At 68.0% G+C, this 11,624-nt stretch carries 11 protein-coding genes; 6 read left to right on the forward strand and 5 right to left on the reverse strand.

Annotation, left to right across the window (positions count from 1 at the left end; translation table 11 throughout):
* Positions 1-248: 248 nt before the first annotated feature.
* Complete coding sequence (locus AB0J33_RS12445; RefSeq protein WP_363612711.1) at positions 249-833, reverse strand: transglutaminase family protein; 585 nt, start codon at positions 831-833, stop codon at positions 249-251.
* 280 nt (positions 834-1,113) lie between these two features.
* Entirely contained in the window at positions 1,114-1,527 is a 414-nt protein-coding gene (locus AB0J33_RS12450; RefSeq protein WP_363613203.1) for a carboxymuconolactone decarboxylase family protein, read from the reverse strand.
* A gap of 365 nt (positions 1,528-1,892) precedes the next feature.
* Here AB0J33_RS12450 and AB0J33_RS12455 point away from each other — a divergent pair, with 365 nt between their 5' ends.
* A complete protein-coding gene (locus tag AB0J33_RS12455) occupies positions 1,893-2,789 on the forward strand; it encodes an SDR family oxidoreductase (protein ID WP_363612713.1) in 897 nt (298 codons plus the stop codon).
* Between the two features lie 49 nt (positions 2,790-2,838).
* Here the strand turns inward: AB0J33_RS12455 and AB0J33_RS12460 are convergent, their stop codons facing one another.
* On the reverse strand, positions 2,839-3,732 hold the full coding sequence (locus tag AB0J33_RS12460) for an NAD(P)H-binding protein (RefSeq protein WP_363612715.1): 894 nt from the start codon (positions 3,730-3,732) through the stop codon (positions 2,839-2,841).
* A 70-nt stretch (positions 3,733-3,802) separates the two neighbouring features.
* Here AB0J33_RS12460 and AB0J33_RS12465 point away from each other — a divergent pair, with 70 nt between their 5' ends.
* Positions 3,803-4,687 carry a LysR substrate-binding domain-containing protein gene (locus tag AB0J33_RS12465; RefSeq protein WP_363612717.1) on the forward strand — a complete coding sequence of 295 codons (885 nt, stop codon included), beginning with the start codon at positions 3,803-3,805 and terminating at the stop codon, positions 4,685-4,687.
* Between the two features lie 183 nt (positions 4,688-4,870).
* On the opposite strand, the gene AB0J33_RS12470 is transcribed toward AB0J33_RS12465, so the two are convergent.
* Positions 4,871-5,590 carry a VOC family protein gene (locus AB0J33_RS12470; RefSeq protein ID WP_363612719.1) on the reverse strand — a complete coding sequence of 240 codons (720 nt, stop codon included), beginning with the start codon at positions 5,588-5,590 and terminating at the stop codon, positions 4,871-4,873.
* A gap of 667 nt (positions 5,591-6,257) precedes the next feature.
* Here AB0J33_RS12470 and AB0J33_RS12475 point away from each other — a divergent pair.
* Positions 6,258-7,352, forward strand: coding sequence for an acyltransferase (locus AB0J33_RS12475; protein WP_363612721.1), 1,095 nt, complete (start codon positions 6,258-6,260; stop codon positions 7,350-7,352).
* 26 nt (positions 7,353-7,378) lie between these two features.
* Here AB0J33_RS12475 and AB0J33_RS12480 read toward each other — a convergent pair whose 3' ends face one another.
* Positions 7,379-7,834: an anthrone oxygenase family protein gene (locus tag AB0J33_RS12480; RefSeq protein WP_363612723.1), complete on the reverse strand. Its 456-nt coding sequence runs from the start codon at positions 7,832-7,834 to the stop codon at positions 7,379-7,381.
* A gap of 262 nt (positions 7,835-8,096) precedes the next feature.
* On the opposite strand from AB0J33_RS12480, the gene AB0J33_RS12485 reads away from it, so the two are divergent.
* The 3 genes from AB0J33_RS12485 (at position 8,097) to AB0J33_RS12495 (ending at position 11,587) form a co-directional block, all read left to right on the forward strand.
* Positions 8,097-9,050 carry a hypothetical protein gene (locus AB0J33_RS12485; protein WP_363612725.1) on the forward strand — a complete coding sequence of 318 codons (954 nt, stop codon included), beginning with the start codon at positions 8,097-8,099 and terminating at the stop codon, positions 9,048-9,050.
* A 358-nt stretch (positions 9,051-9,408) separates the two neighbouring features.
* Positions 9,409-10,293: an NADP-dependent oxidoreductase gene (locus AB0J33_RS12490; RefSeq protein ID WP_363612727.1), complete on the forward strand. Its 885-nt coding sequence runs from the start codon at positions 9,409-9,411 to the stop codon at positions 10,291-10,293.
* A 313-nt stretch (positions 10,294-10,606) separates the two neighbouring features.
* Entirely contained in the window at positions 10,607-11,587 is a 981-nt protein-coding gene (locus AB0J33_RS12495) for an alpha/beta hydrolase (protein ID WP_363612729.1), read from the forward strand.
* Positions 11,588-11,624: the final 37 nt, after the last annotated feature.

Below are 11,624 nucleotides of genomic sequence, written 5' to 3' on the forward strand. Positions count from 1 at the left end.
CGCCAGGCCACAGCCAGCCGCCACCGCCCGCGCGTCGGCGCAGCCTGTAGCGGAGGGGGCATCGGTGAACGGCCGGTCGACCCGGCGGAGGCAAGGCCAACCGGGCACGGCCCACCCTGCCTGCGACTTCACGGCGCTGCCGAAGGCGTCGGCGTCGGCACCCCGCGCGGCGGTAGGGCGCCGTCCGCACATGTCGAGAAGAGGGTGTTGCCGCGCATTCCCTGAGGCCGGCACCCACTGTCCCGGACTCAGGGCGTAGCGGGTAACCCGGCGCGGCACAATTCAAGAGCGTCCCGAGCACCGCGCAGGGCCGCGATCACGTTGGACGAGGGTCGCACGTGCACCTCGGCATAATCGACGGCGACGGATCCCTTCGTGATCGGGTAGGCCAACTGCTCACGTCCGAGCCGGAACTGGGCGTCGATGCCGGTGCGGTTGCCGCGCGGATCCTGGCGATGCCAGCCGCCCGCGAGGTATACGGCGACGAGGCCGTGCAGGAAGCGTTCTTCCCCGTCGGTCAGCTGTTGGTAGCACAACCCGGCCGGAACGCCGGCGGCCCGGGCCACGGCCACCAGCAGGTGCGACTTGGCGTAGCAGAGGCCGACGCCGGCGCTGAGCACCTCGCCGGCGGTGACGGTGATCCGCGGATCCTGGGCGTCCACGGAGTGCCGGATCCGGTCACGAACCCATTCGAAGGCGGCCCGCATGAAGTCGACGTCATCCGGATGCGCCGCGCGCAGTTCACCAGATAACGCCCGCACTGCCGGATGGTCCACCTCGACAACCAGATCACCGACCAGGTACTCCAGCGGTTCGCCCGCGACCAGTTGCATGACCGTCCCCTCCCCGCGGCTGGTCGGATCGAGGCTCTCCATCGCGCCGTGGATCCGTCAGGGCCGCCGCCGTCAGCCGATGCACCCACTTCGGCCTCCGAACGAACATACGCATCTGGCGCGATCCGCGCGACTGCGGCTGAACTGCGAGAAGGCAGTCAAGATCGGCATGCGGCGCCACCGTTCGGGCGCGGCACGGTCGCCTCGGGCCGGCAGCGGACCGGGCGGTGTGAGCGGTGCTGTCTGCTGTGTCGGCGGCGCGTGAGCGACGACGGCGAGATCAGCCGGCCGGGGTGGGGCTTGCCGGGACAGGAAGCAGGTTGCGCTCAGCGAAGACCTTCTTGGCGACGAGCGTGGCGTTGACGGCCCGCGGCACGCCGCAGTAGACCACCGCCTGAAGCAGCGCCTCGACTATCTCCGACGGCGTCAGGCCCGCGTTGAGTGCCCCGTTGACGTGCACCTCCAGCTGGGCCCCGGCGTCACCGAGGCCGGTCAGAATGCCGAGGGTGAGCAGCTCCCGGTCCCGGCGTGCGAGCTGGGGCCGGACGTAGAGATCCCCGTAGGACCACGCGACGGAGCGACGGCTGAGCTCGGGTGAGACGTCGGCGAGGGCTTCCAGGAGTCTCTGCGCTGCGCCGCCGTCGGCCTGTCGCAGCGCCTCAAGACCCCGCTCGTACTGCTCGTCTCCCGCCATGGTCACGCCCTACCTCCGCCAATCGTCCTGTCGGGTGGACCGGCGGGTACCCAATGCCGTGCCGGACAAACGGGGCGTCCCGCGCGTCAGTCGATAGGGGGCGCAGCCGGTGAGATCACGCGGCCGGTGAGAACAAGGAGAGGTCCTGCAGGCGCCGCTTCGCGACAAACTCGCCCCGACGGGCAGGCTCCGGGTGTGACGGGCGGACCGGGGGGTAATCCTGCCGGGTCGACCCGGGCACCAGACGTGCCGCGTCGAGCACCACGTGCGGTGACGCCTGACGGGCGTCAGACCGACGCGCCGAAGCGGACCGCCTGCCGAACGCCCTGGTTACGCCGGAGCGTCGGCTGACCGGGGAGGCAAACATGGCCGACCAGTACACGCTGCGCGACCCGCGATCGCAGTACCCGACAGCGGACCCGAGCTTCCGCCAGTCCCAGCAACCGCCCGGGCTGGAACAGGAGATGGTTCCCAAACCGGACGGCGGCGAAGCGACCTACCGCGGCACTGGCCGCCTCGCCGGGCGCAAGGCGGTCGTCACCGGTGCGGACAGCGGCATCGGTCGCGCCGTCGCCATCGCCTTCGGGCGGGAGGGTGCCGACGTGGTCCTTTCCTATCTGCCGCAGGAGGAGCCCGACGCCCACGAGGTCGTCGAGATGGTGAGACAGGCCGGCCGCCGAGCCGTCGCCGTGCCCGGTGACATTCGCGACGAGGCATACTGCGACCGACTCGTCAACACCGCCGTGAGCGAGTTCGGCGGCATCGACATCCTGGCCAACGTCGCGGGGTCGCAGCATGCGGTTCCCGACATCACCGACCTCACGACCGCGCAGTTCGACGACACGTTCAAGACTGACGTGTACGCCATGTTCTGGCTCTGCCGTTCAGCGGTCGGGCAGATGCGACCAGGTAGCGCCATCATCAACACCACCTCGATCAACGCCTACCAACCGTCGCCGATTCTGCTTGACTACGCGAGCACCAAGGCGGCGATCAACAACTTCACCAAGGCGTTGGCGCAACAGGTGGCATCCAAGGGGATCCGGGTTAACGCCGTGGCTCCCGGCCCGGTCTGGTCGCCCCTGCAGGTATCCGGTGGCCAGCCCACGGAAGCCCTGGCGAACTTTGGCGCACGCACCCCCCTGGGACGGCCGGGGCAACCCGCCGAGATGGCTCCTGTCTACGTCTTCCTGGCCAGTCAGGAGGCCAGTTTCGTAAGTGGGGAAACGCTCTGCGCCACGGGCGGCCTGCCAACTCCCTGAGCCCAGCGCGCCACCGCCGCGTACTGGGCTTCCGTTCGTGCGATGGGTCCTATGCATCCCCGCCGGTACGCGGTGTCGGCCGAACGGCAGGTTTCAGCACCGACTCGCACCACTCGCGGAACGTGGTCCCGTCGCCTCGCACGCTGGCGGGAGGGTAGACGCCGGCCGCCTGCGCCTCGGCCATCTCGACCATGGCATCGACGACCGCCGGACTCGCTCCGGACGATTCGTACCGGGTGCGGTAGTCGGTGAGCGTGACCTGGTGGTAGGCGACCGGCTGCCCGAGCGTCTCAGAGATGATCTGCGCCATCTCGCGCGGGGTGTGGTCGACGGGCGCGCGGACGGGGACGTCCTCCTTGCCGTTCCAGGTCGGGTCGGCGAGCAGCCCGGCGGCCGTGCGGGCGATGTCCGCGGTGGCCACCGCCACGAGCGGTGCGTCGGGGTCGGCGGTGAGCGCGAAGATCCCCTGGTCCCTGATCGGCTCGACCTGATGCAGCAGGTTCTCTGTGAAGAACGCTGGCTGCAGCGAGCGGTAGGCGGCTCCGCTGGACTCCAGCACCTCGTCCATCGCCCAGGCCGCCGAGAGCATCCCGGCCGGGCCGGTGAATCCGCGGCCGAGCGAGGAAACGGCCACGACGCGGGGTACGCCGTGCGCGCGGACGGCCTCCGCGACCGGGCGGGCGAAGCTGAGATAGTGCTCGGTCACGTCCGAGGTGGTGAAATTCGGAGGTACGAGCACGAACAGCGCTTTGGCGCCGGTCAGCGCGGTGTCGAGCACAGCGGGATCGGCGTGGGAGCCGGTAACCACGTCGGCGTGCTCGCAAAGGGTCGCGGGCAGGCGGGAGGGGTCGCGAGCGACCAGCCGCAGCGACGCGCCGGCGGTGCGGAGGGACTCGGCGACGGCGGCACCGATCGTGCCCGTAGGAGTGGTGATGACGATCATGGTTCCCATCGTCACGCGGCGTAGCCGCGGGGAGAAGGACCGGTACGGGCGTGATCATTACCCTGGAGGCATGAATCCCGTGGAGTCCCGGCCGCTGCGCTACTTCGTGGCCGTCGCCGAGGAACTCAACTTCACCCGGGCCGCGGAGCGGGTCGGCATCGCCGCGCCGGCCCTGTCCCGCGCGATCTCCGGGCTTGAGGCGGACCTCGGCGTACGGCTTCTGGAACGCACCACCCGCAGCGTCGCCCTCACCGAGGCGGGCGCGACGCTGCTCGCGGACGGGCGGGCGGCACTGGTGGCACTCGACGCCGCCGCCCGGCGTGCCCGGCGAGCCGCGGGGGTGCCCGGCGGCAAGCTGGTGCTCGCGGTGAAGGCCGACGTCGAGGGAGGGCTGCTCGAGGACGTGCTCGCGGCGTACCGCGCCGAGAATGCCGTCGTCCCGATCGAGGTCATGTTCACCGGCTGGCGTGAACAGCCCGGGCTGCTGCGCACGGGCGAGGCCGACGTGGCGATCGTCGTCGAGCCGTTCGACTCCGACGGCTTGGACTCGGAGCCACTGCTGTCTGAGCCGCAGGTGCTGGCGCTACCGAACGGTCACCCGCTCGCCGAGCGACCCCGGCTGCGGCTGGCCGACATCGAGACCGGGCACCAGCAGGGTGTCCTCGGTGCGCACGTCTACGTGCGACACGGGGAGCAGTCGCCACCGTTCGGGGACATGGTGCAGATGCTGCGTCAGATCGAGCTCGGGCGGATGCTCGCGCTGCTTCCCGTCTCGATCGCCGAGCGCAACGCCCGGCCGCAGTTGACGTGGCGCCCGGTCGACGACGCGCCGGAGGCCGTCTTCGCGGTGGCGTGGCCGCAGAACTCGCATTCGCGCGCGGTCGCCGCGTTCGTGCGGGTCGCCACAACGGTCTCGGCCGGCCGCGGGACCGGCCGGACGGCTGACGCCACGTAGGCCCACCACCGGGCTGGGTCCCACTGAGAACGCTCTGGCCAGGCTTCATGCCTGACCGGACGCGAACCCGGGGTCACCGGGGCAGCCGGTGACCCCGGTTTCCTGTTCGTGCGTGACCAGGCCCCGCACGGACATGCGAATCGGCCGCGACCGTCCGGATGAGGGAGGCGTTCGTATGGCGGGTTACCGCAGTGCTGCGGCGAGTTCGGCGGCGTTGTCGAACGCGGGCGCCGTTCTTTCCGATTCGTCTTCGGTGAGCGTGACGGACTGGGCGCGGGCCAGCATCTCGGCCGCCGTCTCCGGGTCGTGCAGCACCATCGCGAGTTCGGCGCGGTAGACCAGGACCTCTACCTGCTCGACCGGGTCGTCGTCGGCTTGCAGGCGGGTTAACGCGCTGTCGAGGATCCGAACGGCCTGTGCCACATTTCCTCTGGAATCGGCCTGCACGACAGCATTCGCTAGGGCCTTGGCCAGCCGCCCGGCAGGCGTGGCGGCCGACGTGGGTGCGGTGGCGGTGTGCCGAAAGACGCGGATCCAGTTGCCGCCTGGGTCGATGAGGCTGAATCCGCCCAACCCGTCGGCGTTCTTCCGCGCCCTGGGCCGCGTCATCCGCGGCGTTCCGGACACCAGTACCTTGCCGTACGCGGCGCGCATGCCGGCCGCGAATGCCCGATGTAGTCCCTCGATGTCGGAGGTGAGTACGAGACAGGAGCCATAGGATTGCTCCGGTTCAAATCCGGCGATCTCGAAGAACTGCAGATGCAGGTCTTCCCGCTGCACCCCCATACACGGGTTGGGCTTGCGTTGCTTGTAGGTGGTACGGAATCCGAGGACCCCGTAGAAGATTTCGATGTCGTCAATGGATGCGCACGGCAGCAGGGGAACGGTCACCTCGTTGGTCATGCCTCTTCCTAAGTGTCGCAGGGTGTCCGTCGCACATGGAAATAGCCGATCATCGTCTTCGGTGATCCGATCGGCCGATGGTCCGGAACGCAGTGCGGCCCGGCCGAGCCGTCGGCGAGGACGCCGTAGTCGGGCGCGCGATCAGCTGGGGTCCAGCCGGTCCCCGCCGGCGAGCAGCGGGCCGGGAGGTCGGAGTCTTCACCGTGTGCGTCTTGCGGAAAGTGTGAAAGCGGCGGAGTCGCGCCGCGAATCCGGTATAAGGAATTGACGCATCATTCCGGTCCGTCGCGGGTGCGCCGGATTTTCGGGCCACGCGTGCAGATCACGCCTCAGGGTCTGGCACATGAGAGGGACGCATGTCGCGAGTAACATCTATTCCCCGGGTCGCCGGGCAGGATGGCAGCTACCTGCCAGAACGCCTGCCCGGCGGGGGTCGCACGGTGCCCGGGCTCGATAACAGATCGTCCAGTATCCACACCGCACGTATCGATCGGACGAAAATCCATCCACGACAGTCGGGTGCCGACCTCAACGGCATCGGCCTGAAGCTCGTCGTGGGACGGTTCCGGGTCTCGGCGGCGGCGATCGGTGCTCGGTCCGGTCGATCTGTAGCGCACGCATGACATTGGCGGCAAGTCCAGTGCGAGCGCAGCACCGCCTATACGAGGTGGATCTACTCCGGTTCGCCGCCGCCCTGATGATCGTCCTTCTTCACTACACCTTCAGCCAGGGCCTAACTGAGTATGATTTCGCGCCGTCGCTCGGCGCGGTCACTCAGTACGGTTACCTTGGCGTCGAACTGTTCTTCCTCATCAGCGGCATGGTCGTGCTCATGAGCGTGTGGGGACGCAGCACGCGCGAGTTCGTGGCGTCGCGGATTTCTCGACTGTATCCCGCCTTCTGGGTGGCCGTCACTCTCACGGCGGCGGTGGTCGCCATTGCGGGACCTCGGGGCCGTAACGACGTCACCGCGACCCAGTACGTGGCGAACTTGTCAATGTTTCCCCAGCTCGCCGACATTGAGTACGTCGAAAGCGTCTACTGGACGTTGTGGTCCGAGTGGCGGTTCTACCTCATTTTGTTCGCCTTCTCGCTGTTGGGGATCACCGAGCGGCGTACCCACTGGCTGCTGTGGGGCTGGCTCACCACCAGCGTGGCCCTGGAGGCTCTCCCTGTTCCGCCGGCCGCCCACGCCGCGTTGGCGCTCATTGTCCAGCCCCAGTTCAGCCACTACTTCATCGCTGGCATGGCGCTGTACATGGTGCACCGCTTCGGCTTCACCGCGCGACTGGGCTTCCTGCTGTCGGCGTGCTACGCGAACGCCGTAAAGGAGGCGGACAGTCGTATCGACGAGCTGGTCGCTGACGGGCTGGCACCGACTCTGGTCGTTGCTGCCCTGGTCATCCTGGCGATCTTCGTCGTTATGATCCTCGCAGCGACCGGTGGGTTGAGCTGGATGCGGTGGCCATTTCTGTCCGAACTCGGCGCGATGACATATCCGCTCTATCTGATCCACTTCACCTTGGGTGTTGTTGCCATCAACGCCTTGGTCCCGGCGGTCCATCCCTGGCTGGCGTTGCCGCTGGTGATCGCCGCGATGTGCGGCGCTTCCTGGCTGATCAGCACGAAGGTGGAGGACCGGGTCCGTCCAGCACTTTACCTGGCGATTCGCCGGCTTCTACTCGTACCGCCGCGCAGAATGCCGGAGCAGGCGGCCAGCCCTGCTCGTGTCACGGATAAGGCGACTGCCGGCCGTTTTTGACCGACGACCGCTCAGCGCGAGCAGGTTCAGAGGCGCAGGAGAGCGACTGCGGCCGCGGCGAAGGCTCCGGTGTTGAGCAGGGCGCGGATGGCGTTCCACCCGACCCAACGGCTTTCGAACGCCTCGCGCAGCGATTCGGCGGAGCCCGATCCGGTCTCCAAGCCATTGTTCAGCGGCACGTTGACTGCCATGGTCACGAGGAGTGTCAGGACATAGAGCAGGAGTGCCAGGGCAACCCATGGTCGGACGCCGGCGTTGTGCCGGAGCGCGATGAGGGAGGCGGCCAGCAGTATGAGGGCACCTCCGAAGAGGATTCCGAAGATCGGAACCAAGATGGCCTTGTTGATTCCACGCATGGAGCTGACGAAAGCGACGTCGTCGGTATTGCGCAGGCCCGGCATCACGGCATAGCTGAAGGCGGAGAACAGGCCGGCCATCAGGCCGGTAGCGAGAACGGACAAGGTCAGGAGTGTCTTGGCCATGCGACGATTCCAACACCTCGCCTCCAATACACCCATAGTCGAGACGCGCATCATCATGCGCCTGCGTCTCGAACACCAGCCACCGGACAGGGCTGCTAGACCGACCCGAGGACGGACGACCCGTTCGAAGGTGGCCTCTGGTCGCACTTCGGCCCGTCACCCGGCACTGCTCCTCTGAGCGTGCCGCGCTGCGGGACCCATCCGGTCGACATTGATCAGATACGATATGTCGATTGGTCGGTCATGACGGGGAGTGTGCCGTATGGGTCGTCGACGGGGAGTCACCTGGCGGGTTCTCGCCGCCGCGCTGTTGGCGCTGACGATGGGAGCGATCCTCCTGCCGGCGCCCGCCCAGGCGGTGGACTACCCAGGTGGGCGGCGTATCTACAGTGTGGCGCTCGGGGCCGTCCCCGCCGCCGGCGCGCCCGCCACCGGTCCGGTCTGGGTCCGGCTGGCGACCTACTACTTCTCCGGCACCGGCACGGTGACCGAGAGCTTCTGGTACTGGAACCGGGGCGCCGTCGTCGGGGCCGCCGGCACGGGCGTCCGGACGACCGGCTGCACCGGCCACGACTGCGAGGTGCGGACGGCCGCTGGGTTCCAGCCCGGTGGCGTCGTGAAGTCCCTGAGCGGCACGTACACCAACTCCGGTGACAGCATCACCATCACCTGGAGCGAGGGCGTCCAGGAGACCTGGGCGGTCAGCCAGCCCGCCAGCGACCTGGCCCGGCTCGACTTCGTCAGCTCCAACTACGGGGTCACCGTCGGCTGGGGCTTCGGCAGTTCCGCCTCGAACGACGCGTACACGCCGGTCAGCAACATCCCGCTGGCCCAGTACACCGGCCGGTACGCCGGCTACAGCGGAAGCACCGGTGCCGCCGGCCCCAGCGGGATGGATCTTCGGTCGTTCACCCGATGCAACGGGAGCTGCCTGAGCTGGCTCAGCCCTCCGACCGCCACCTGTTCGTCCTGCCCGAACGGCGCGACCTCCGCCCCGATCCGCTACTACCTCGCGGGAGTGGGCCGGCGAAACTTCTACGAGCACTGGTGCACCTGCCTGACGTCGAGCACCTGCTACACCGGTGGTTCGCACCGCAAGCCGCAACTCCAGGTGATCGGCGACACTGGGACGTTCCACGGGTGGGTCGGCGTGGAGGCGTCCAACTCCACGGCGAACACCGGCTACTTCGCCGTGCACTTTCACCTGAACGTGTGACCGCCGGGCTGTTGGTCTTCGTGACTGTCTCCTGAGGTGGACAGCGGTCCGGATGGGCTCGAACGTCCACCGGTCCGCCCAGTTTGCCGCCATTCCTGGCTCGGCGCGCTCGCGTCCATCGACTACTGCTTCGGCGACTCCGGGAAGCGGTTTCGGCAACCGCGCGCCCGGGGGATGCGTACCCTGACCTTGCCCGGGCCATTTGCGCCACAGCGGCCGACCTCGCCGCGGATGTTCCTTTCGGGTGCGAGTTTGTGACTGGTCGACGGGCCTGGGTGCTGGCGAAACGTGCGGAGGTTTACCCGACATGCTTGCGGTGTGCATGGATCGCTACGGAGGGCCCGAGGTGCTCCAACCGGTGGAGCTGGCGAAGCCGACCCCGCAGCCGACCGAAGTGCTCGTGGAGGTTCGCACTGCGGGCATCAATCCGGCTGACGTGAAACAGCGTCAGGGGCAGGGTCCCCTTTCGTCTTTTCCCATGATTCTCGGTTGGGACGTCGCGGGTGTGGTGGCCGAGATAGGACTCGGGGTCACCATTTTCTCCCCCGGCGACGAGGTCTATGGCATGCCATGGTTCCCGCGGCAAGCCGGTGGTTACGCGGAGTACGTCACAGCGCCCTCACGCCAGTTCGCCCCGAAGCCATCGTCCCTGTCGTTTGCCGAGGCGGCCGCGTTGCCGTTGGCCGGGCTCGCCGCGTGGCAGCTGGTGACGGACACAATCCACTTGGACCCGGGGCAGCGGTTGTTGATTCACGGTGCCGCCGGGCACGTGGGCGCATTGGCCGTACAGGTAGCGAAGGCTCGCGGCGCACACGTCATCGGGGTGGCCAAAGGCAGTGACCACGACCGCTTACGAGCGCTGGGCGCGGACGAGGTCGTCGACTACACCTCGGTCCGGTTCGAGGACGTGATCGATCCGGTCGACGCGGTACTCGACTTCGTCGGCCGCGACTACACGGCGCGTTCCGTGCCGCTGGTGCGTCGCGGCGGAGTAGTTGTCCAGGTGCCGTCCTCTCCCGCCAGCGACGATGTCCGTCGCGGTGCGGCCACGGGCGTTCGAGTGACGGACTTCCTCGTCGAACCTGACCGTTCCGGTTTGTTGGCGTTGACCGACCTCGTCGAGCGCGGCCGGCTCTCGGTTGAGGTGGGCGCGGTGGTGCCGCTCGCTGAGGCAGCGCGAGCGCACGAAATGGTGGAGAGCGGCAAGGTGAAGAACAAGGTCATTCTGTCGCCGGGCGTCTGAGAGGCCGTCCGGCCACCTGCACGTCTGTTGGTCCTCGTGTCGACCCTCGTTCGTTTCCTGCCGGTGACGATGACGTTGTTCGCGATGGCGGTGCTGGCGGTCTTCGCCGCCGTCCGTCTCGGCCGGGCAGGCATGATCGTCGCTTGTCCCATCGACGACCGTCCCGGCTATCGGACGCAAGCGCACGAAATTAGGTCCCATCGGTCATTCCCGATGGACCATCGGGCATCCGTGACCTTGGCGCGACTGCATCTACCGAAAATCGGTAAAGATTCATGTCACTGTCTAGAGAACTGGAGCATGCGTGTCTTCGATGAACAGAAGGAAGCTGATCGCGTTCGGTGCCGGCGCGGTCGCCGCGGTGGCGACCGGCAGCGCGGCGCAGGCCGCGCCGTCCACGGACGGTGCACTGGCCTCCGCCCCGGCCGCCGCCGACCTCGCAGCCGCCCTTCCGGGGGGATTCACGAGCAGGTACGCGGAGGTCAACGGAGTTCGGCTGCACTACGTCGCCGGGGGGCGCGGGGAGCCCCTGATCCTGCTGCACGGCTGGCCGCAGACCTGGTGGGAGTACCACAAGGTGATGCCCGCGCTGGCCGCCCGCTACCGTGTGATCGCCGTGGACCTGCGCGGTGCCGGCGGCTCCAGCAAGCCGGCGTCCGGGTACGACAAGAAGACGATGGCGGGGGACATCGCGGCGCTGGCCGGGGCGCTGGGCTACACCAAGGTGAACGTCGTGGGTCACGACATGGGGTCGATGGTCGCCTACAGCATGGCGGCGAACCACCCCGGAGTCGTCAAGAAGATCGCCATGCTGGACGTGGAACACCCGAACAGCAGCTACTACGAGTTCCGGATGCTGCCGGCGCCGGGTGCCCCGTTCCACCCCTGGTGGTTCGCCTTCAACCAGGTGACGCAGCTGCCGGAGCAGCTCATCACGGGCCGGTCCCGCTTCCTCGTCGACTGGATGTTCGACAACCTCCTGGTCAACAAGGCAGCCATCAGCGATTTCGACCGGGCTGTCTACGCCCAGGCGTACTCGACCCCGGACGCCATCCGGGGCGGCAACGGCTGGTACCAGGCGCTGGGCCAGGACATCATCGACAACGGGACGTACGCGCCGGTGACCGTCCCGGTCCTGGGTATCGCGCACGACATCTTCTACCCGAGTTTTGCCGCGACGCTCAGCCAGCAGGCCACCAACGTGCAGCTGGTGCAGATCAACAACACCGGGCACTACTTCGTGGATGAGCAGCCTCAGGTGCTCGTCCAGCACCTGAAGGCGTTTTTCGGCTGAGCGGCGCCAAGCGGCCCTGAGCTGAGACTCCGGGTGG

The organism is Micromonospora sp. NPDC049645 (assembly GCF_040675155.1).
In the GTDB taxonomy this organism is placed as follows: Bacteria; Actinomycetota; Actinomycetes; order Mycobacteriales; family Micromonosporaceae; genus Micromonospora.

What these genes read in the sequence shown, in the direction of transcription:
- AB0J33_RS12470 (WP_363612719.1), bottom strand. Translation starts at nt 5,590, where the DNA reads ATGACCAACGAGGTGACCGTTCCCCTGCTGCCGTGCGCATCCATTGAC.
- AB0J33_RS12480 (WP_363612723.1), bottom strand. Translation starts at nt 7,834, where the DNA reads ATGGCCAAGACACTCCTGACCTTGTCCGTTCTCGCTACCGGCCTGATG.
- AB0J33_RS12445 (WP_363612711.1), bottom strand. Translation starts at nt 833, where the DNA reads ATGCAACTGGTCGCGGGCGAACCGCTGGAGTACCTGGTCGGTGATCTG.
- AB0J33_RS12465 (WP_363612717.1), top strand. Translation starts at nt 3,803, where the DNA reads ATGAATCCCGTGGAGTCCCGGCCGCTGCGCTACTTCGTGGCCGTCGCC.
- AB0J33_RS12485 (WP_363612725.1), top strand. Translation starts at nt 8,097, where the DNA reads ATGGGTCGTCGACGGGGAGTCACCTGGCGGGTTCTCGCCGCCGCGCTG.
- AB0J33_RS12450 (WP_363613203.1), bottom strand. Translation starts at nt 1,527, where the DNA reads ATGGCGGGAGACGAGCAGTACGAGCGGGGTCTTGAGGCGCTGCGACAG.
- AB0J33_RS12460 (WP_363612715.1), bottom strand. Translation starts at nt 3,732, where the DNA reads ATGATCGTCATCACCACTCCTACGGGCACGATCGGTGCCGCCGTCGCC.
- AB0J33_RS12495 (WP_363612729.1), top strand. Translation starts at nt 10,607, where the DNA reads ATGAACAGAAGGAAGCTGATCGCGTTCGGTGCCGGCGCGGTCGCCGCG.
- AB0J33_RS12455 (WP_363612713.1), top strand. Translation starts at nt 1,893, where the DNA reads ATGGCCGACCAGTACACGCTGCGCGACCCGCGATCGCAGTACCCGACA.